General features: G+C 71.0%; 17 protein-coding genes and 1 pseudogene. 7 read left to right on the forward strand and 11 right to left on the reverse strand.

Translation table 11 applies throughout. The annotated features are described in order from the left end of the window. Positions 1-47: 47 nt before the first annotated feature. From ACFYWX_RS22300 to ACFYWX_RS22310, 3 genes and pseudogenes are all read right to left on the reverse strand, one after another. Positions 48-305 (reverse strand): annotated as a pseudogene (locus tag ACFYWX_RS22300) (hypothetical protein); the annotation flags it as partial. A 76-nt stretch (positions 306-381) separates the two neighbouring features. Further along, positions 382-684 carry a hypothetical protein gene (locus tag ACFYWX_RS22305; RefSeq protein ID WP_389425796.1) on the reverse strand — a complete coding sequence of 101 codons (303 nt, stop codon included), beginning with the start codon at positions 682-684 and terminating at the stop codon, positions 382-384. A gap of 58 nt (positions 685-742) precedes the next feature. Continuing rightward, positions 743-1,213: a hypothetical protein gene (locus ACFYWX_RS22310; RefSeq protein WP_389425797.1), complete on the reverse strand. Its 471-nt coding sequence runs from the start codon at positions 1,211-1,213 to the stop codon at positions 743-745. Between the two features lie 229 nt (positions 1,214-1,442). On the opposite strand from ACFYWX_RS22310, the gene ACFYWX_RS22315 reads away from it, so the two are divergent. Beyond that, positions 1,443-2,726 (forward strand): alpha/beta fold hydrolase, encoded by a 1,284-nt coding sequence (locus tag ACFYWX_RS22315; RefSeq protein WP_389425798.1) that lies wholly within the window; start codon positions 1,443-1,445, stop codon positions 2,724-2,726. 26 nt (positions 2,727-2,752) lie between these two features. Here the strand turns inward: ACFYWX_RS22315 and ACFYWX_RS22320 are convergent, their stop codons facing one another. The 4 genes from ACFYWX_RS22320 to ACFYWX_RS22335 form a co-directional block, all read right to left on the reverse strand. Further along, entirely contained in the window at positions 2,753-3,391 is a 639-nt protein-coding gene (locus ACFYWX_RS22320; protein ID WP_389425799.1) for a response regulator, read from the reverse strand. Next, a complete protein-coding gene (locus ACFYWX_RS22325) occupies positions 3,388-4,629 on the reverse strand; it encodes a sensor histidine kinase (RefSeq protein ID WP_389425800.1) in 1,242 nt (413 codons plus the stop codon). Before ACFYWX_RS22325 ends, ACFYWX_RS22320 begins: the two co-directional genes overlap by 4 nt. A gap of 5 nt (positions 4,630-4,634) precedes the next feature. Then, complete coding sequence (locus ACFYWX_RS22330) at positions 4,635-6,836, reverse strand: MMPL family transporter (protein WP_389425801.1); 2,202 nt, start codon at positions 6,834-6,836, stop codon at positions 4,635-4,637. Positions 6,837-7,266: 430 nt separating this feature from the next. Continuing rightward, positions 7,267-7,746: a CGNR zinc finger domain-containing protein gene (locus ACFYWX_RS22335; RefSeq protein WP_389425802.1), complete on the reverse strand. Its 480-nt coding sequence runs from the start codon at positions 7,744-7,746 to the stop codon at positions 7,267-7,269. Positions 7,747-7,852: 106 nt separating this feature from the next. Between ACFYWX_RS22335 and ACFYWX_RS22340 the strand changes: the two genes are divergently transcribed. From ACFYWX_RS22340 to ACFYWX_RS22355, 4 genes are all read left to right on the forward strand, one after another. Then, positions 7,853-8,719 (forward strand): alpha/beta fold hydrolase, encoded by an 867-nt coding sequence (locus ACFYWX_RS22340; protein WP_389425803.1) that lies wholly within the window; start codon positions 7,853-7,855, stop codon positions 8,717-8,719. A gap of 458 nt (positions 8,720-9,177) precedes the next feature. After that, complete coding sequence (locus tag ACFYWX_RS22345; protein ID WP_389425804.1) at positions 9,178-10,068, forward strand: alkaline phosphatase family protein; 891 nt, start codon at positions 9,178-9,180, stop codon at positions 10,066-10,068. A gap of 5 nt (positions 10,069-10,073) precedes the next feature. Further along, positions 10,074-11,351 (forward strand): MFS transporter, encoded by a 1,278-nt coding sequence (locus ACFYWX_RS22350; RefSeq protein ID WP_389425805.1) that lies wholly within the window; start codon positions 10,074-10,076, stop codon positions 11,349-11,351. Then, positions 11,348-12,367: a TolB family protein gene (locus ACFYWX_RS22355; RefSeq protein WP_389425806.1), complete on the forward strand. Its 1,020-nt coding sequence runs from the start codon at positions 11,348-11,350 to the stop codon at positions 12,365-12,367. The genes ACFYWX_RS22350 and ACFYWX_RS22355 overlap by 4 nt, the downstream gene beginning before the upstream one ends. Before the next feature lie 61 nt (positions 12,368-12,428). On the opposite strand, the gene ACFYWX_RS22360 is transcribed toward ACFYWX_RS22355, so the two are convergent. The 4 genes from ACFYWX_RS22360 to ACFYWX_RS22375 all read right to left on the reverse strand — a co-directional run bounded on the left by ACFYWX_RS22360 (position 12,429) and on the right by ACFYWX_RS22375 (position 18,024). Further along, the gene (locus tag ACFYWX_RS22360) at positions 12,429-13,280 is read right to left on the reverse strand and encodes an RNA polymerase sigma-70 factor (RefSeq protein WP_389425892.1); all 852 of its coding nucleotides are present in this window, start codon (positions 13,278-13,280) and stop codon (positions 12,429-12,431) included. A gap of 8 nt (positions 13,281-13,288) precedes the next feature. Continuing rightward, positions 13,289-13,867 carry a carboxymuconolactone decarboxylase family protein gene (locus ACFYWX_RS22365; RefSeq protein WP_389425807.1) on the reverse strand — a complete coding sequence of 193 codons (579 nt, stop codon included), beginning with the start codon at positions 13,865-13,867 and terminating at the stop codon, positions 13,289-13,291. Positions 13,868-14,078: 211 nt separating this feature from the next. Next, a complete protein-coding gene (locus ACFYWX_RS22370) occupies positions 14,079-14,423 on the reverse strand; it encodes a hypothetical protein (RefSeq protein WP_389425808.1) in 345 nt (114 codons plus the stop codon). Positions 14,424-14,448: 25 nt separating this feature from the next. Then, on the reverse strand, positions 14,449-18,024 hold the full coding sequence (locus tag ACFYWX_RS22375) for a BTAD domain-containing putative transcriptional regulator (RefSeq protein ID WP_389425809.1): 3,576 nt from the start codon (positions 18,022-18,024) through the stop codon (positions 14,449-14,451). A 177-nt stretch (positions 18,025-18,201) separates the two neighbouring features. Between ACFYWX_RS22375 and ACFYWX_RS22380 the strand changes: the two genes are divergently transcribed. Then, the gene (locus ACFYWX_RS22380) at positions 18,202-18,576 is read left to right on the forward strand and encodes a hypothetical protein (RefSeq protein WP_389425810.1); all 375 of its coding nucleotides are present in this window, start codon (positions 18,202-18,204) and stop codon (positions 18,574-18,576) included. Positions 18,577-19,044: 468 nt separating this feature from the next. Next, positions 19,045-20,334: a low temperature requirement protein A gene (locus ACFYWX_RS22385; protein WP_389425811.1), complete on the forward strand. Its 1,290-nt coding sequence runs from the start codon at positions 19,045-19,047 to the stop codon at positions 20,332-20,334. Positions 20,335-20,516: the final 182 nt, after the last annotated feature.

Raw genomic sequence — 20,516 nt, forward strand, 5'->3', positions numbered from 1 at the left:
AACAAAAACTGAGGACCCGTCGAATGTGGTGAACGTGCCGGGGCATCTCACGCCCCGGTGGTGGACCCCGGCCGGATGATCATCAGGACCGTCACCGTTGCCCACAGCAGGTTGAACATCCCGGTGAACATGGCCAGTCGTACGGTCGCCTCGCGCGTCCCGCCTCCTTCCAGGAGCGCGCCCTGGCGGGGCAGGACCAGGGCGACGAGGACGAGCGCGGCGAGCGCGGTCAGCCCGATCGACACGATCAGCCAGGTGTCGCCGAGCACGCCCATCGCGCTCGCCGTGCCGAAGCCGAAGACGGGGCGGCGTGGTGCTCGGGCCCGCAGGTCGGGCAACGGCGTGGTGCTCACGCCCGCCGTTCGGGCAACGGCGTGGTGCTCACGCCCGCCGGTCGGCCACCGCCCATGACGCGAGGGCGACGGCGCCCGCCACACCGAAGACCGACGGCCAGGCGCCCACCTTCTTGGCCAGCGGGTGGGACCCGGCGAAGGCGGCGACGTAGGCGGCGGTCAGCGCGCCCGCGGCCTTCCCACCGGCCCGCTGCCGCCACTGCTGCGCGGCCGCGGCCCCCGCGACGGCCAGGACAACCCCGCCGAGCTGCCGCTTCCTGGTCCAGCGGGCCACACCGTACCCGCCGACGAGCCCGCCCGCGGCGATCACCGAGCTGGGAACCTTCGCCATGTCTGTCTCCTCGTTCCTCGTGATGACGCCGAGGCTAACGCCCGGACGACCTGCCCCTTCAAGGGACCCGAGCCGTAGGGCTTCGGCGCGCGCCGAGGGCACATCCGGCCGAGGCGAGGGCGAGCCCGAAGGCGGCGGGGTTGACGTATCCGGGGACGTCACCGGTGTCGTAGCTCCCGCCGTCACTCGTCTCGCAGACGAACCCGAGGGGCACGAAGTCCACGGTGTAGTCGACGATCTCGATCCCTTGCTGGTGCCGCTCCCACCACCCGGGCGTACGACAGGACTGGGGCGGCGCCGAGTCCGTGCCGCCGTCCTCCGCCGTCAGCACCGCCCCGCTGACGATGAGCAGCCCCCACGCGTACACGGCGACGGCGGCGGCCCCGGTGAGCGCGGCGAGGACGCGGAGCCCGGTCGCCGCCCCGGCACGGCGTACGCCGGTCCGTGCCAGTTGCCCGAACCCGAATCCGGTGAGGCCGAAGGCGGTGACGGCCGCGGCGATGACGAGCAGCAGGAGCAGGTACAACATCGCGTCGCGCCCCCCGGTTTGCGAACGATCGGTTGATCGTCGAGCGGTCCGCCGAGTCCAACACGCCAGGCCCGCCCCACCTGTGGTGGAGCCCACAGTTCCGGCAACAGGAGTGTCACAGCCGGTGCCACGGCAATTCGCTGGCGGTGACCGGCCGCCGGGGGAGAACCTGATGACTCTCACCCAGCCTCTCCGTAGCCTCTCCGTACGACGGGAAGAAACAGGCCAGTTGACGACCACGACCACCGCCCACCTCACCACCCCCGACGGCACCCGCATCGCCTACCGCGACCACACCCCGCCGGCGGGCCCCGAGCGCCGGCCCCCCGTCCTCCTCCTCCACGGCCTGGCGGGACACATGGCCGAATGGGACGCCCTGATCCCGCGCCTCCTGGCGGACGGCCACCGCGTGGTGGCGTACGACGCCCGAGGCCACGGCGAGAGCACGCGCGTGCCGGATGACATGACGAGAGCGGCGGCGGTACGGGACGCCGTAACCCTGATCGACGCCCTGTCCCTGCGGGGCGTGATCCTCGTGGGCCAGTCCCTGGGCGGCCTGACGGCCCTGCTGACGGCGGCGGCCCACCCGTCCCGGGTCGAGGCCCTGATCGTGGTGGAGGCGGGCCCGGCCGGCCGCAATCCGAACCTCCCCGCCGACATGGCGTCGTGGCTGGACAGCTGGCCGGCCCCCTTCAAGACCCTGGCCGACGCGACAATCTTCTTCGGTCACGAGGCCTGGGCGAGGGGCCTGGACTGGCGGGTGGACGGCGGTTGGGCGCGCGTGGACCGGGCCACGATGCTCGCGGCGGTGGCGGAACTGGCGACGGACGACTACTGGGCGCAGTGGTCGCGGATCACCCGCCCCACGTTGGTGATCCGGGGCGAGAACGGCACGATGCCGGAGCGGGAGGCGGCGCAGATGCGGGCCCGCCGCCCCTCCACGCAGGTCACGGTCGTGGCGAACGCGGCCCACGACGTCCACCTGGACCAGCCGGACGTGCTGTACGAGGCGATCGCCGGGTTCGTGAGCGGGGAGGAAGACGGCACGGTGAACGAGGACGAGCCGCCGGAGCACGCGAGATTCGCGACGTACGTGAGGGAGCTGCGGCAGGTGACGGCCGCCGAGGAAGTCGCCCTGATCCGCGGGATCCTCACGGACCCGGACCAGGTGATGGCCCGGTCGGCCGTACTCCGTCACCTGGACGAACGGGCGACGGCTCTGCACCTGGCCCCGGCCTACGCGCCCTGGGCGGAGTCGATGACGCAAGCGACGGCCGACCACCCCTTCCTGACGACCCGCCTGCGCGAATGGACCCTGCTCAGGTCCCTCGCCCTCGCCCACCCCTGGGCCCCGCAGTCGCTCACGCAGGCCTCCGACTGGCTGCAACGCAAGGTCGCCGAGACGTCGTCACAGCCCGAGGCGCTGTCACTCCTCGCCGAGCAGGGCCGCACCAAGCGCGTCCGGCACACGGCCAGGACCCGTCTGCTCGACCTCAACCGCAGCCGAGGCTGAAACCCTCGGCGTGGCGATCCAGGCTCCTAAGGCCGCCGCAGCAGCCCCCTCTCCATGGCCACCACCACCGCCCGCGTCCGGTCGTTCACGTCGAGCTTGGCGAACATGCGCAGCAGATGGGTCTTGACCGTGGCCTCCGTGATGACGAGGCGTCTGCCGATCTCGGCGTTGGTCAGCCCGTCGGCGACCGCGTCGAGGACGTCGGTCTCGCGTGGGGTCAGCGGCTCCTGGGCCGGGCGCCGCATGCGTGCGATCAGCCTTTCGGCCACGCGGGGCGCGAGGACGGTCTCGCCGCGTGCCGCCGAGCGGATCGCGTCGGCGAGCTGTTCACGGGTGGTGTCCTTGAGGAGATAGCCGATCGCGCCGGCCTCCACCCCGCGTTCGATGTCCTGGTCGGTGTCGTACGTCGTCAGGATCAGGACCCGGGTGCGCGGGTGCCGGGCGACGATCTCGGTGGTCGTCCCCACCCCGTCGAGCACCGGCATCCGCAGGTCGACGAGCGCGACATCGGGCTCGTACCGCTCGACGAGTTCGAGCGCCGCCCTGCCGTCCCCGGCCTCTCCGACGATCTCGATGCCGTCCTCTCCGGCGAGCAGCGCGACCACGCCCGCCCGCATCACGGTGTGGTCGTCCACGACGACCACCCGGATTCGTCCGCCGCTCATTCCGCCCCCTCGTTCCCCTGGTCCGTGTCCATGGGCATGCCCAGCGGAATCATCGCCAGGACCCGTGTGCCGTCGCCGACCGAGCTGGTCACCGTCAGCCGGCCGCCCAGCTCCGCCAGGCGTTTGCGCATCCCGTCCAGGCCGAAGCCGGTCGACTCCTCCGGGACGAATCCGGCGCCGTCGTCGGTGACCTCCAGCTCCACCCCGTACGGCCTCCGGGTAAGGATCACACCGACCGTCGACGCGCGGGCGTGCTTGCGGACGTTGGCCAGGGACTCCTGGGTGCAGCGCAGCAGCGCGATCCGGGTCTGCTGGTCGCACGCCACGTCCGCCAGGTCGGCGACCACCGTGATCGCCGTGTCCTCCGCGAAGCGGTCGAGGATGCGGCGCAGCGTCACGCCCACGGACCCGGCCGCCGCCCCGCCCTGCCGCTGCGCCTGTGCCTGCGCCTGCGCCTGTGCCGAGCCCACCAGTTCCCGCGCCTCGGCGAGGTTCTCGCGGGCCGTCGACTCGATCGAGCGCAACTGCCGGGCGCTGCGCGCCGGATCGGAGGCGAGCCCCGCCCGGACCGCCTCCGCGAGCACGACGATCGACGCGAACCCCTGCGCGAGCGTGTCGTGGATGTCCCGTGCCATCCGCTCCCGTTCGTCCGCCGCGCCCTGCCGCTGGTGCGCCTCGGACAGTTCCGCCTGGGTCCGCTCCAACTCGGAGATCAGCCGGGCCCGTTCGGTGCTCTGCGCGACCACCGAGTGCGCCCACAGCCCGATCAGGACGCCCACGGCCACGACGATCAGCGTGGACATCAGCGTCTCGCTGAAGAACTCCAGCGACGAGTCCCGCCGCGACCAGGTCCCCGCCAATGTGGCGACGGTCGCCGCCCCCAGGAACCCCATCGAGGCCCGGGGAGTCCGCCCGAACATCCAGTAGTGCGGCAGCGTCACCATGAACAGCGCCGCGTAGCTGCTGCGCAGATACGCGATCCCACCGAGCGCGAGCACCAGCACGGAGAGATACACGTGCGGCCGTACGACGGGGTTGTCCGGGAACCGGTCGAGCAACGCGTAACAGAGCACCACACAGCCGAGCAGCGCCAGCGCCCCGTACTTGCTCCCGCCGGGCCGGTCCATCGCGGCGAGCCCGACGGCCATCGCGGCGAACAGCACCCAGCACACCGCGTTCCAGCGGCGCAGCGAAGCGGCCCAGAAGGCGTCGGCGGAGGGCCCGGCGAGAGCGGTCATACCGATCAACGTACGTCGACCACGGGCTGCTCGTGGGCCGCACGGCCCAGCTCGTCCGCAGCGCCCCGCGGTGCACGTGACGGCCACCAGGTCGCCTCGCCCAGCAGCAGCATGGCCGACGGCAGCACCATGATCCGCACGACGAACGCGTCGAGGAGCACGGCCGCGGCCAGGACGAAACCGATCTGCTTCATCTCGATGATGTGCAGGAAGACGAAGCTCACGAACACGGTCGTCATCACGACCGCGGCACTGGTCACCACGCTCGCCGACGTGCGGATCCCGTCGAGCACCGCCTGCCGCGTCGGTACGCCCGCGAGCACGGCCTCCCTGATCCGGCTGACCACGAACACCTGGTAGTCCATGGAGAGTCCGAAGAGGATCACGAAGAGGAAGAGCGGGACACGCGACCCGATCGAGCCGGTGGAGTGGAAGTCCAGCAGCCCCTCGGCCCAGGTCCCCTGGAAGACGAGGACGAGCAGCCCGAGCGCGGCCGCCGCCGACAACACGTTCAGTGCGACGCCGACCAGACCGAGCACCACGGAACGGAAGGCGTACACGGTCATCGCGAACGTCACCAGCAGCAACGCCCCGAGCACGAGCGGCAGTTTGCCGTTCTGGTGGGCCGGATAGTCGGCGTAGCGGGCGACGTCACCGCTCACGCCGTACTCGGCGCCCTCGACCCGGCCGACGGTGGCGGGCAGATAGTCGTGACGCAGGTGGTCGAGGGAGTCGTACGCCTCGTCGGAGTTGCCGAGATACGGCACCTTCAGCCGCAGGACGCTGATCCGCCCGTCGGTCGAGGTGCGGATCGTCGAACCGTCGGCGAACAGCGGGTCCCGGTCGGCGAGTTCGGCGATCCTGCGCAGTGCCCCGGTGACCTCCCCGGTGCGCGAGGCGTCGGCGCGTACGACGATGTCGTGGGTGACCCGATGCTCGGGGAACGCCTCGTTGAGGCGGTCGTACACCCGCATCGCGGGGATCTCGCGGGAGTGGGTGTCGCGGCTCATCTCCGTGATCTTCAGCCCGGCCAGCGGAAGGACGAGGGCGAGCAGGGCGAGAACCGAGACGCAGAGCGTGGCGAGGGGGTGCCGGGCGGCGGGCTTGAGCAGTGCCGTCCAGATCCGGCCGCCGTCCTGCCTGCGCGTCCGCCGGGCCGGCTTCCCGCGTTCCGCACGGCGCCGGGCCCTGCGTTCGGCGCGCTTGCCGAGCGCGGCCAGCAGCGCGGGCAGCGCCGTCAGGGAGCTGGCCACGGCGACCAGGACGACCACGATGGTGCCGGTGGCGAGCGAGGAGAAGATCACGTCGGAGGCGAGGTACAGCGTCGCGGTGGAGGCGACGACCGCCATCCCCGACACCACGACGGCCCGGCCCGACGTGGCCGCCACGATCTCCGTCAGGGCCTCGGTACTCAGCCGGCCCCCGCTGCGGGCCCGCTCCTCCCGCTCCCGCTTCAGATAGAAGAGCGTGTAGTCCACTCCGACCGCGAGACCGATCATCAGGATGACGTTCGTGCCGACCCCGGCGTCGGGGGAGACGTGCGAGACCACCATCGACAGCCCGATCGCCGCCGCGATCGACGACAGCGCGAGCACCAGCGGCACCGCGGCCATCACGACCGAACCGAAGACGACGAACAGCGTGACCAGCGTGACCGGAAGCGTGATCTTCTCGGACAGCGCGAGGTCGTCACCGCGCTGCTGCTCGACCCCCTTGCTGATGGAAGGGGAGCCGGTCTCCTGGAGCAGCAGCCCGGGGTTGGCCTTCTGGACGGCCGCGGTCTGCTCCGTCAGCGCGTCGACCTTGTCCTTCGCGTCCCGCTCCTCGCCCTTCAGGGCCACCTCGACCATGAGGATCCGCCCGTCGCCGGACCACTGCGGCGCGGCCACGTCGGCGACGTCGGGCAGTGACGTCATCCGGGCGGCGAGGTCCCGAGCGGCGCCTTCGGCGGCCTGCTTGTCGAGCGGGTTCTCCGACCGCGCGGAGATCAGTACCTGCTGGGTGGAAAGGCGCTCCAGATGCCCCTCGGCCGCCATGGCCTCGGCCCGTCCCGCCTCGCCGACCCGGTAGTCCGCGGTCCTGGCGCTGTTGGTGCCGACGGCCCCTCCGACCACCAGGCACAGCACCACGAACACCAGCCATCCGATAACCGCCCGCCAAGGGTGCCGGGCGCTCCAGCGCGCCATGCGCACAGTGAGTGAGTTCATGCGCAGAAGCCTTGTTGAGCAAAGCAGTTGCCGGACAGAGGCGTCCGACTGAACCCGCCGTCAACCGATCGGTGGACCCGCACCCCGCTTGGTGGGGTGCCGTTGACGAGCGGCGAACCAGGTGACAAGTAACCCGACAATAGCCTTCGGATCGAAGGGGGCGAGCTCACCGCACGGTCGCGGGCTCGGCCCGCGGACCCGGGAACTCGCTGGCCTGGAGGGCGGCGAAGTCGGCGTGGGCCGCCTCGACGGCCTCGGGATATGCCTCGTGCTCAGGCCCTGTTCTCCGACCGCGCCGCCGCGCGAGCGGCACGGCGAGCCGGGCTGGGCGTCACACTTCGGACAGGCATGCTGTTCGACGTCGTCCGCGTCCGACCGGGCGGCGCGCGCGACGGCGGCTTGCTAGCCGCGGACGGCGCGCGGGGGAGGGTCAGCGGGTGCGTTCGTAGTGGCGACGTGCTTTTTCGCGGTTGCCGCAGACGGCCATCGAGCACCAGCGGGCACGGTTGGCGCGGCTGCGGTCGAGCAGGAACAGCCGGCACTCAACGTTGGCGCAGGGGCGTAGTCGGCCGGGCATTTGCTTCTCGGTGGCAGCCCAGGCGAGAACCACCTCGACGGCCAGCCGGGCGTGCGGGGGAGTCTTGACCATCCACTGAAGACCATCCGAAGTGATCTCCGGGATCTGGTGGACCCCTTCGAGCAGCGGCCTCAACGCGGCGGGCGAGCTTTCTCCGCGCACCATGTCCCGCAGGATGTCCCGCGTCTCGCGCAGCAGCGCCAGTTCCGCGAGGCTGCCTTCACCGCCGTGCTCCCGCGCCCAGCGTCTACCTCCGGCCGGGTCGCCGAGCGTGTCCCGTTCCTCGCCGTTGACCAGTGGCCTGCTGTTGAGCAGGTCCAGCAGCGTGTCCATCGGATGCCACTCCCTCTCTAACCAGATCGAGTCGTTTGACAGGTTAGCTCACTCCGTGCTTGCATGACGAGGAACTGGCCGGATCAAACATTCGAAGGGGTTAGAAATGGGCTCGGTGCACCACCGGACCGCCACTGTCGACGGCCATGAGATCTTCTACCGCGAAGCCGGCCCCGCCGACGCCCCCGCGATCGTCCTGCTGCACGGCTACCCGACCAGCTCGTTCATGTTCCGCGAGCTCATTCCGCTGCTGGCCGACGACTACCACGTCATCGCGCCGGATCACCTCGGCTTCGGCCACTCCGACGCCCCCCTTGTAGGGGAGTTCACCTACACCTTCGACGCCCTCGCCGAACTCACCTCCGGACTGCTCGACCAACTGGGCCTGGACCGCTACGCCCTCTACGTCCAGGACTACGGCGCCCCCATCGGATGGCGCCTCGCGCTCCAGCACCCCGAACGGATCTCCGCCCTCGTCACCCAGAACGGCAACGGCTACGAGGACGGTTTCGTCGAGTCGTTCTGGACCGACGTCTGGGCCTACGGGGCGAGCCCCGGCCCCGACACCGAACCCGCCGTCCGTGCCGCGCTGAATGTCGACGCCATCCGCTGGCAGTACGTGCACGGCGTGCCCGACCCGAGCCTGGTCAGCCCGGACACCTGGGAGCACGACTTCGCCCTCGTCTCCCGCGAGGGCAACGACGAGGTCCAGCTGGCGCTGTTCCGCGACTACCAGAACAACCGCCCGCTCTACCCGCTGCTGCACGAATTCCTGCGCACCAGCGAGGTCCCGGTGCTCGCCGTGTGGGGCCGCAACGACGAAATCTTCGGCCCGGCGGGCGCGCGGGCCTTCGCCCGCGACGCCAAGGACGCGGAGGTGCACCTGGTCAACGGCGGTCACTTCCTTCTGGAGAGCCACCTGGACGTCGTCGCGGGTTACCTGCGCGGCTTCCTCGGGCGGGTGTTGGGATGAGTAGGGTCGGGGGTTGGAAACGGAGCCTTCGCAGGCCATCGCGCCAGTCCCCGACCCTACTGAGCCGCACGTCGTACTACGGCGAGGTACGGCTGAACACGGGCAGCCGCCTCCAACTCGCGGTACCCCGCCCCCACCGACCCCGAGCCGGAACCAGAGCCGGCCGCGGCCTGAACGCAAGCGCACACCACTCGGTCCCTCGCCACGTCGACGGCGAGGGGCCGACCATCGATCCGAGAGCTACCGGCGGGCTACTTGTCATCTGGTTCGCCGCTCGTTAACGGCTCCCCTTGGTGTGGGCTTTGCCGGGATGGCGAACGCTTGACGTGGGCTTTGCCCGACAGGGCCCATCGTTCGTCTGATCTTCGCTCACGTCGCGCGGCCGGGTCCCCCCGCACACACTTAGGGTTACGGCGCCCACCCCCCGTACGCCCGTCGCTTCTGTCCGGAGGACAGTTATGACCGCCGTCAAGGCACCCAAGCGCGACAGACGTCCCCTCGCCGCTCTGGCCGGGGCTGTAGCCCTCACCGCCGCATCGATCGGGCTGTGGGCCGCCACGGCCACCACCGCCCAGGCAGCCTCCCTCCCCACCCCCGACCACGTGGTGGTCGTGGTGATGGAGAACCACGCCTACTCGCAGGTGATCGGCAGCTCCAGCGCCCCCTACATCAACAACACCCTGAAGGCGGGTGGCGCCAACCTCACGCAGTCCTTCGGCCTCACCCACCCCAGCGAGCCGAACTACTACATGCTGTTCTCCGGCTCCAACCAGGGCCGCACCGACGACAGCTGCGTCTCGGTCGGCTCCCTCTCCGCCCCCAACCTCGCCTCCGAGCTGATCGCCGCCGGCAAGACCTGGGCGAGCTACAACGAGTCGCTGCCCAGCCAGGGTTCCACGACCTGCAGCAGCGGCAACTACGCGCAGAAGCACAACCCGTGGTTCGGCTTCTCCAACGTGCCCACGAGCACCGCGAAGACGATGACGCAGTTCCCGACCGACTACACCACCCTGCCGAAGGTCTCCTTCGTCACCCCGAACCTGTGCAGCGACATGCACGACTGCTCGGTCTCCACGGGCGACACCTGGATCAAGAACAACCTCGGCGCCTACGCCACCTGGGCCCAGACCCACAACAGCATCCTCGCCGTCACCTTCGACGAGGACAACAAGCTGTCCGGCAACCGCATCCCCACCGTCTTCTACGGGCAGCACGTCACCCCCGGCAGCTCCAGCTCCACCACCTACAACCACTACAACGTGCTGCGCACCGTGGAGGACCTGGCGGGTCTGAGCGCGCACGCGGGCAACGCCTCCTCGGCCGCCGACATCAGCGGCATCTGGAACTGACGCCTGTGTATCTCGCGGACTCCCGCGGCACGAAGGCCGCCGTCGTCCCGGACTCCGGTCCGGTGCGGCGGTCGGCCGCCGTGCCCGGCACGGTGCTGGCACTGGGCGCGGTCAGCCTGATCACGGACGTCTCCTCCGAGATGGTCACGGCCGTGCTGCCCCTCTACGTGGTCACGGCCCTCGGCCTGTCCCCCCTCGGCTTCGGACTCCTGGACGGCATCAACAACGGCGTCGGAGCCCTGGTCCGGCTGGCGGGCGGCCACCTCGCCGACCGCGGAGGCCGCCGCCACAAGGTCGTGGCGGGCGTCGGCTACGGCCTGTCGGCGCTGTGCAAACCCCTCCTGCTCCTGGCCCACACCCTCCCCCTCATCAGTGCCGTACTCGCGGCCGACCGCACCGGCAAGGGCCTGCGCACCGCCCCCCGGGACGCGATGATCTCCCTGGCCACCGAACCCGAGCACCGGGGACGGGCGTTCGGCGTGCACCGCGCCATGGACACCACCGGCGCGCTCCTCGGCCCCCTCGTCGCCTTCGCCGTACTGCGCGCCACCGTCGACGGCTACGACGCCGTCTTCGCGGTCAGCGGCTGCGTGGCCGCACTCGGAGTCCTGGTGCTGGTGCTGTTCGTGCCGCGCCACATCGCCCCGGCCGATGTCGTACGGCTGCCCGAACCCGAGGCACCCCGGCCCGCGCTGCGTGACTCCCTCGGACTGCTGCGCCGCCCGGAGCTGCGCCGGCTCACCCTGTGCGCGACCCTGCTGGGCCTCACCACCGTCAGCGACTCGTTCCTGTACCTGCTGCTCCAGCGCGAGGGGAACCTGCCCGCCCACCTGTTCCCGCTCCTGCCGCTCGGCACGGCCGCCGTCTTCCTCCTCCTCGCCGTCCCGCTCGGCGCACTCGCCGACCGCGTCAACCGCCGCCGCCTGTTCCTCGCCGGCCACGTCGTCCTGCTGCTGGGCTACGGCCTGGTGCTCTCCCCCTGGCACGGTGTCCCCGCGGTCATCGCCGTCCTGGTGCTGCACGGCACCTTCTACGCGGCCACCGACGGCGTACTCGCGGCCGCCACGGCAGGAGCGGTCCCCGCCCGGCACCAGGGCGCCGGCCAGGCCCTGGTGGGGACCGGCCAGGCGCTGGCCCGCTTCGCCTGCTCGCTCGCCTTCGGCGCGGCCTGGAGCCTGTGGGGCGGACGAACGGCCCTCGCGGTGACCGCCGCCGCACTGGCCGTCAGTGCGCTGGTGGCCACATACCTGCTCCGTACGACCGACGAGGTGCTGCCCGCATGACGAGAAGATCCCGCCTGCTGATCCTCCTCCTCGCTGTCGTGCTGCTCGGAGCGGTCGGCACGGGAGCGGTGCTGCACGCGGCCCACCGCTCGGGCATGCGCGACGAACAGCAGGCGGACGGCCCGAAGGTAAGGGCAGGTACGGTCTCACTGCGGGTCTCTGGGCGCCAGTTGCTGTTCCGCAACCTGGCATGGGGCCCGCACAGGGACGAGATCGCCACAGTGCCCGCCGGTGATCCGCAGGGACCGCGCACGGCGTCCGGCGTCAAGTGCCTGCGCTTCCACGCGGCAGCCGGAACCGCCATCTGCCTCCAGGCCGTCCACGGCGCCCTGGAGGACACCTACCGGGCGGTGGTACTCGACTCCCACCTCCACGAACTCCACCACTTCCCGGCCGCGGGCATCCCCACCCGGGCCCGCGTCTCGCCCTCCGGCCACCTGGTCGCCTGGACCGTCTTCGTCAGCGGCGACTCCTACGCCGGCACCGACTTCTCCACCCGCACCGCCATCGTCGACACCCGCACCTGGACGATCGACGACAACCTGGAGACCTTCCACATCACCAAGGACGGCCACCCCTACCACGCCGCCGACACCAACATCTGGGGCGTCACCTTCGCCGACGACACCCGTTTCTATGCCACGCTGGCGACGGCCGGCCACACCTACCTGGTCCGAGGCGACGTCAAGGCCCGCACCCTCACCACCCTCCACGCCAACGTCGAATGCCCGTCGCTCTCTCCGGACGGCACCCGCATCGCGTACAAGAAACGCGTCAAGGGAGCCTCCCCGGACGCCCCCTGGCGCCTGTACGTCCTGAACCTCCGCACCATGAAGGAAACGGCAACGGCCGAGCACCGCAACATCGACGACCAGGCCCTGTGGTCCGACAACTCCACCCTGGTCTACGCCCTCCCGGGCGACTACGGCTCGGACCTGTGGACGGTCCCGGCGAACGGCACGGGCACGGCACGCCGGTTGACGCCCTCGGCTGTGGCTCCGGCCTACCTGGGGTGACAGGGAGGGGCGTCCGGAGCGCCCGTGCCCTGCCCGTGCCCTGCCCGTGCTCGTGCGCCTGCTACCTGGCGAGCTCGGCCGGCTCCTCCAGCCGCGTCAGCTTCTGCGGGTTGGCCACCGCGTGGATCCGGGTGACCCGCCCGTTCTCCACCACGAGGCTCACCGCGGCCAGTCGACCGTCGGCCTCGATCCGGCCCGCAGGCGCGCCGTTGAGCCACACGGCCGACACCACCCGGCCCGGGCGCGCGAGCAACGCCGCCACGAGTTCAGCCCCGTGGACGGGAGCCGGGGCGGCCGCCGCGACCCCGCCGCCGTCGGCGATCAGGACCACGTCCGGCGCCAGAACCTCCATCAGCTCCTGCACCTGCCCGGTGCGCAACGCGGACAGGAACCGCTCCACCACCGTGTGCTGCTCCGACCGGCTCACCTGCATACGGGGCCGCCGGGCCGCCACGTGCTCGCGTGCTCGTCGCGCGATCTGCCGTACCGCGGCCGCGGACTTGTCGACGGCCTCGGCGATCTCGCCGTACGGCATCTCGAAGACCTCGCGGAGCACGAACACCGCCCGCTCCGTCGGCCCGAGCGTTTCCAGCACGGTCAGCAGCGCGATCGAGACGCTCTCCGCGAGTTCGACGTCCTCGGCGACATCAGGGCTGGTCAGCAGCGGCTCCGGCAGCCACTCGCCGACGTAGTCCTCGCGGCTGCGCGACAACGTCCGCAGCCGGTTGAGCGCCTGCCGCGTGACGATCCGCACCAGGTAGGCCCGCGGGTCACGCACCTGCGAGCGGTCGGCATCGGCCCACCGCAGCCAGGACTCCTGCAGCACGTCCTCCGCGTCGGCCGCCGACCCGAGCATCTCGTAGGCGACGGTGAACAGCAGGCTGCGGTGGGCCACGAACGGGTCGTCGATCATGCCGTCGGTCACGCCGTCGACGCCGCGCGGGACGTGCCAGGACGCTCGGCCAGCGGAATCTCGCAGGCATCGGAGAAGCCCTGCGACTCGACGCCGTTCGCCACGTTGGCCCTGGTCGCCAGGTTCACATAGGCGATGTACGCGGTGAGCTCGACCATCGCGGCCGGGCCGAGCCGCTCGAGCAGGCCTGCGTACTGTTCGTCGGTGACGGTCAGGGGCGTGTTCGTCATGGCCTCGGCGTACCCCATCACGTCCCGCTCCAGCGAGGTGAACACCTCCGACTCCCGCCAGCGCGGCACCTGGCTCGCCTTGACCAGGTCCAGCTTCTCGTTCTGCGCCTGGAAGTAGCCGACGTCGAGGCACCAGCTGCAGCCGACCTGTGCCGCGACAGCCATGTGCGCGAACGACTTCAGACTCGCGTCCGCCGCATCCCACGCGCCCACCTTGCCGCCGAACTCCAGGTTGTCCTGGGCGAGCTGGGGGCTGTGCCACAGCACCTCGACGTTCTCGGGCACCGCACCGAGCTGCTTGACCATGTTTTCCTTGAGCTCGGCAGGGAGCTCGGCCTTCGGGAGACGAAGCGTCACGGCATTCTCCTTGTACGTATATCGGTTTGACTGTTCGGCATGAAGACACCGCCGCCCCCGCGGATGTGACAACAAGGCTCGGCACCGGTCCGGTTGCCGACGCGCCGGCCGTTCACAGGACGCCTGCGGCGAGACGGCGTATGCGTACCGGTGGCCAGGGCCCCAGGGACACACAGCCGGCACCCCGATCCGCCGTTGGCTCAAGCCGTGATCAGCCCGTTTCCAGCGCTTCTGCCCGCCTCGTCAGCTCTTCAGCGATGCCGTCCCAGTCCGGCCCGTGCAGCCACAGGCTCTTCGCGGCCTCCCGCATCAGCCCCGGTTCGTCCGGTCGCTGCAAGAGCACCAGCCGATACGCCAGATTGCGGACCCAGACCGGCAGCCGGCCGTCCACCATGTGCGGGCACAGCTCACGCAGCATGGCGAGGATCGAATCCGCGTCAGCGAAGGTCAACTCCTCGACGAAGTAGTGCTCCCGGTGCTCGAGGCCGCACTCCGGCGTGGGCCGGTACTCGTCTCCGTACAGACACCGGGCGTGCTCCGTCAGAGTGCTGTGCATGTCCTTGAGCCTACGGAATCCGGCACTAGGAGACGGGCGCATCGACAATGCGGCGGTACTCCGCCTCGGCCCATGCTGACAGACCGTGGGCGCCGCGCGCCCCGGACAGGGATTGCGCCTGTTCGAGCTGGGCCAGGCCATCCAGCCTGCGTTCGGACGACGCGGCCAGCGCGATGCCGGCCTTGATGCGCGCGAGTGCCTCGTAGAGCGGCATACGGCAGCTGTGGAACCCCTCGGCGGCCTCCTGTGCGAACCGCGCCGCAACCGTGGTGTCCTGCCGGGCGAGGTGGAGCTCGGCGCGGGAGAGCGCGATGAAGGCCCGCTGGTGGTGTGGCCCGTCAGGACTGGCCGCCAAGACCGCCCGATCCGTCCAGGAGCCGGCGGCGGCGAGGTCGTCCCTGGCCAGCTCCGCGCTGGTCAGCAGCCCGAACCACAGGGCGCGCGTGGGAGCTTCGAACCTGGGCAGATCAGGGCCGCCGCCCGCGCGGGTGACCGTGCGGACGCAGCCGTCCGGGTCACCGTTGAAGAGCATGGCCTGGCCGAGGATCCCGAGCGCGACCGACCTGACCCGTCCGGGCTCGGAGTCATCGGCCGTGTGCAGCGAGGTCACCAGCTTCTCGAAGAGGGAATCGGCTGTGGCGTAGTCCCCTCGCCACAGGCGAGTCGCGGCGAGCACACCGGCGGCGAAGGAGGATGCCTCCTCGCTGCCGACCATCGACGCGGCTTCCAGCGCCTCCTCCGCGCATCTGCTCGCTTCGTCCAGGTTTCCCAGGAGCAGGTGGACGTGTGCGGAGGCGGCGAACAGGTCGCTGAGCAACAGGCTGTTGCCCGTACGGCGGGACAACTCGAGTCCCTGGTCGAGATGGTGCAGGGCCGAGTCGTAGCGGGCGTGCAGCAGTTCCGTCCAGCCGATCATGGAAAGGGCCTCGATGTACTCCGGCTGCTCGCTCCGCGCTCCGCTGAGGGACTCGAGCAGTCGGGTGAGGTGGGAGCGGGAGCGGGCGTGTTCGCCGGTCGAAGCGTACGCAAGTGCCAGCAGCCCTCGGGCCATGGCGAGCCGCGGGGGGTCTCCCGCTCTCTCCGCCGAGGCAAGTGCCCGTTCGCTCCAGCGGACCGCTGTGGAGAACTCGTCCGTGCGCTGTGCGATGGCGGTGAGCGCCATCTCCAGCTCCGCGATGTCATGATCCGACCGGCCGTCCCGGTCCTCCAACTCCACGAGCAGCAGGCGCATTGCCTGCTGGTAGTCGCCGAGCATCCACTCCATCGTGGCTTGGGAGACGACGACTCGGACCCGCAGGTCCCCCGCCTGAGGAGGCAGCAGCGAGGCCGTGGCACGCAGCAGGTCACGACTTTCTCGCAGCCGTCCGGCCGCGCCGAGCGCGCTGGCCCTCTGGAACCACAGTTCCGGCCTGAGGCGGCCCTCGTCACCCAGCAGCCGGAGGGCTTCCTCCGTCCACTGCGCGGCGGTCGCCGGAGCGATGGTCAGCACGTCGCGGGCAGCCCCCGCCAGCAGCTCCGCGGCCTTCTCGTCACCCGGATGCGCCGATCGCTGGACGTGCGAGGCCTGGGCGGCCGACGAGGCCCCGCGCGCCGCCAGGCACCGCGCGGCGCGGCCATGCGCGCTGATCAGCCAGCCGGCGCCCGCTCCTTCGTAGACGGCGGCACGCACGAGCGGATGGCGGAACCCGAACTGGCCCGGGGCTCCCATGGGCCGCACCAGGTCGTGTGCGGTGAGTTCGTCGAGGGCTGCCAGAGTGAGGGCCTGATCGGACCCGGCGACGTCCGCGACCATCGTGGCCGAGAAGGAGTCGCCGAGAACCGCGGCCCCCCGCGCGCAGAGCCGCGCCGGCTCCGACAGACCCTGTAACTCCGCCAGGAGCGAGTCCCGCACGGGGCGGGGCACGTCTCTCATGGAGGCTGCCGGATCCAACGGGACGGACGCCGCGAGCTGCTCGCAGGGCATCCGGGTCAGCGCTTCCAGGTAGAACGGATTGCCGCCGCTGACGTCATACAGCTGCCGCCAGCGCCCTGGGCCCATGTCGGCTGCGAACAGCCGCGCCGCGTCCGTGGACGACAGGGGACTCAGCTCCACCCGGGACACGCGGCTGTCCGCCCCGGCCCGGGTCAGGGCTGCCGACAGACGAGGCGGAATCTGCCGAGGACGGTGGGCAAGCGCGAGCAGCACCCGTACCTTCGGCGGATGCCGTATCAGGTGGTCGATCAACTCGGCGGTCGCGTCGTCCGCCCAGTGCAGATCGTCCAGGCTGAGTACGAGCCCCTGGCCGGCCCCGCCCACGGCTTCCAGCAACGACCGCACCGCCCGGTGGAGCCAGTACCGCTCAGCCCGCACCGGCCCCGCCGCCACGCGGTCGTCCCACAATGCGGGAAAGACGGCGGCGAGTTGACGCACGGCCGCCTTCGGCAACGCGTCCACAGGGTTCTCGCGCGGGGCCGCGGAAGCGAGGTGGTCGTCCAGCGCGTCCACGAAGGCGCCGTACGGAGCCTGATCGAACTGCACGCTGCGCCCGGTCAGCACCAGCAGCCCACGCCGCCTCGCCCGCTCGCCGAGTTCGGCGAGCAGCCGCGTCTTGCCGATACCCGGTTCGCCGGCGAGCTCCACCACGTGTGCCTGCACGCCGGACTCACCGGTGGTCACGTCCTCGAGGGCGCGGTCGAGCATCGCCACCTCTTCGGTACGTCCCACCAGCCGGCCCAGCTGGCCCAGCCGACCCAGTCGGCCGCCCGTCGCGGGACGCGTCTCAACGGCGGCGGGCACCGCTGGGGGGCGGGCGCCTCCCGAACCCTCGTCCCGGTCGGCCCGGCCGGGGGCGGTGTCCTCACCGCGAAGGATCGCCTGATGCAGCCGCTGCACCTCGGGTCCCGGCTCGGTGCCGAGTTCCTCGGCCAGCCGCTCCCGTAGGGCGGCGAAACGGGCCAGGGCTTCCGGGCCGCGTCCGCAGATGTGCAGCGCCCTCATCAACGCTGCGGCGAGCGGCTCGACCAGCGGGTGCTCGGCGACCAGATCGGGCAGCCGACCGACCACCGCCGCATGGTTGCCCGCTTCCAGCTCGCAGTGGGCCCAGGCGACCAGCGCGGCGATGTACTCCTGCTTCCAGCTGTCCCGGGCCCGGGCCGCCCAGGGCCCGGGCAGCCCGGCCATGGGTTCTCCCCGCCACAACGCGCATGCCTGACGCAGCGCCAACGCGCGTTCCCCGTCCGTGCGGGCAAATCCGCGGGCTTGCTCGACCAGATGCCGGAACCGATGCAGGTCCACCTGGTCCGGGGCCACGTCGAGCAGGTATCCGTCGGCGCGGCGCAGGACACGCGGTGACGCGGTGAGGTCGCCGTGCTCAGGAACCGGGGCGCCCGGCTTCACCTCCAGGAGCCGACGGATCCGGGCGATGTGCGCATAGAGCGAGGCGCGGGCCTCGGCGGGCGGACGCTCACCCCACAGCCGGTCGACCAGCGCGTCGACCGGGACCGGCCGCCCGGCATCCGCCAGCAGGAAGGCGAGCACGGCCCGCCGCTGCGGCGGGCCGGGCTCCACGGCACGGCCGGCCACCCGCAGCTCCAACGGGCCCAGCAGTCGAAAATCCGTCATGCCAACCCGTCTGATCGGTCCACTCCACCACCTCGGGTGCGGATCCATCACAGCAGGCGTGTGCGGGGTGGACAAGCTTTCGACAAGGTCGTCACCAGGTCGGCTCGCCAGCATCGACACGAGAACGGGGGCTTCGAAGAGCTACGGGGCCTTCAAGGAGCTAAGGAGAGCACACGCATGAACATGATCAAGAACGGCAAGAAGAAGATCGCCGTCGGCGCCGCCCTCACCGTGGCCACGGCCGGCTTGGTCACGGTCGGCCTGGGCACTCCGGCCAGTGCCGTCACGTGCAACAAGACGGTCAACGCGAATGTGTCCGGGGGACAGGCCAGCTGGTCCACCAGCTGTTCCGCCGGCAAGATGCGCATCGCCGGGTGGGTGAAGGACACCAGGGCCGACGGGAAGTGCGCCCAGGTGAAGGCCATGTACTCGGGCGGCACGCAGTGGAGCGCCAAGGCCTGCCCGGCGGACACCGACAACCCGACCCACATCAGGTACTTCGACTTCAACGGCGCGGGCAGCGACGTGCCGGTCTACCTGTTCACCGTCTGAGACGACCGCGATGCGGGGCCGGACGTAAACCGGCCCACGACGGACGGTGTGGACGGCAGCCCCGCTGACTCCGGCGCAGGAGTCACCGCCTGATCTCCGCACAGATCAAGGGGTGCGCTGACGTGTGGCCCACTCGGCAGAGCCGGCAGGACCTTGGTGATTCGGGTCAGCCGTCTCCGCCGGGTGGGTTCGGTTCGGCCGGACTGAGGGGACGCCCTCCCACGGAGAAGCACTACCGCCGGCGAGGTGAGTCAGCTACGTCGCCCCAGGCCGTTCGGATCAGCGGCCGACCGCGATGCCGGTACGCACGAGGCGGCTGCCGAACGGCCGCAGACATTGAGGGAGGCTGCTCAGTGCCGTGGCCGGCGGCGGCCATGGCGGGTTGACCGGGATCTCCCGACTCCGCCTTCGTGGGTATTGTTCGTCGCGGGGGCGACGGGGCGAAGTGCCTGCTACGAAGGGGGAGTTGTGGCGACACGAGGTGAACGCAACCGGCTGGTCGCGACGGAGGACGGGCACCGCGTCACGCCCGCTGAACTGTTCTTCGACCTCGTCTTCGTGTACGCGATCACGCAGGTCACCGCGTTGATGGCGGGCAATCCGACCGCGCTGCGGCTGCTCGGCGGGATGGTCGTGCTCGCGCTGCTGTGGTGGTGCTGGTGCTGCTTCGCCTGGCTCGGCAACGTCGTCCGGGCCGACTCCGGCGCGATGTTCACGGTGCTGGTGTCGGTGATGGCGGTCGTCCTGGTCGTCTCCCTCACGGTCCCGGAGGTCTACGACGACGTACCCGGCGGCCTCCCGGCACCCCTCCTCTTCGTCTTCTGCTACGGCGCGGTCCGCGTCCTGCACCTGGCGACGTACTGGATCTCCAGCCCCGGCGACGACGCCCTGCGCACGACCCTGCGCCGCACGGCCCTGCTCTCGGTGGCCCCGCCGTTCGCCCTGCTCCTGCTGGGCGCGGCCTTCGAGGGCGCACCGCAGATTCTGATCTGGCTGACCGCGGTCGCGATCGACTACCTGAGTATCTACGTCACGGGCAGGACGGGCTGGCGCGTCTTGTCCCCCGGCCACTTCGCCGAACGCCACGGCCTGATCGTCATCATCGCCCTGGGCGAGTCGATCGTCGCGATCGGCGTGGGCGTGACGGGCTTCGCGGTGAGCGCCCCGGTGGTGGCCGCCGCCGCCGCGGGCCTGCTCGTCTCGGCGGGTCTCTGGCGCCTGTACTTCCGCGAGGTGAGCGCGGCCGCCGAGCACCGTCTGGCGGAGCTGACCGGCGACGACCGCACGGTGTTCGCCCGCGACACCTACACCTTCCTGCACCTTCCGCTCGTGGCCGGAGTGGTCATCACGGCCCTCGGTATGAAGAAGACCCTCCATCAGGTCGCCGACACGGACCACTACGACCTGGCCGAGCCCCTGCACGGCCTGACGGCCTGGGCTCCGGCGGGCGGAGTGGGCCTGTTCCTCCTGGCCTGCGCAGCGATCCTCCTGCGCACCGCGGGCCACCGCTCCCCGGTCCTGCTCACGGGCGGGGTGGCCTGCCTCGCGGTGGGCCCTCTCGTCGCCATGGTCCCGGCGCTCCTGGCGCTGGGCATGCTGGCGGGGGCGGTGACCGGGACGCTGGTGCTGCACGGGCGGACCGGCCACGCCGGCGGCGGACAGGCCACAGGGGCGTCGGTGGTCTCGATCCGGCTCAGGCGGGGATCCGCACACGAGCACGAGGACCACGCGGCTGCCGACGAACGCGCCGGCGAGTGACGTTCCTTGCGCGGGACCGCCGGCCCCGCAAGGTGTTCCTCGAACGTCCGCCGCGAGCACTCCGTAACTGAGCAGGTGAACGGCCGTACGCGTAGAGCCAACACCACGGGCCTGCCGACCAGGATCAATTGCCACTCCAGTGATCCAATGCTGTCGAGATCAGGTCCTTTGCGTCGTCCCCG

This window comes from Streptomyces sp. NPDC002888 (assembly GCF_042888465.1).
GTDB lineage: Bacteria > Actinomycetota > Actinomycetes > Streptomycetales > Streptomycetaceae > Streptomyces.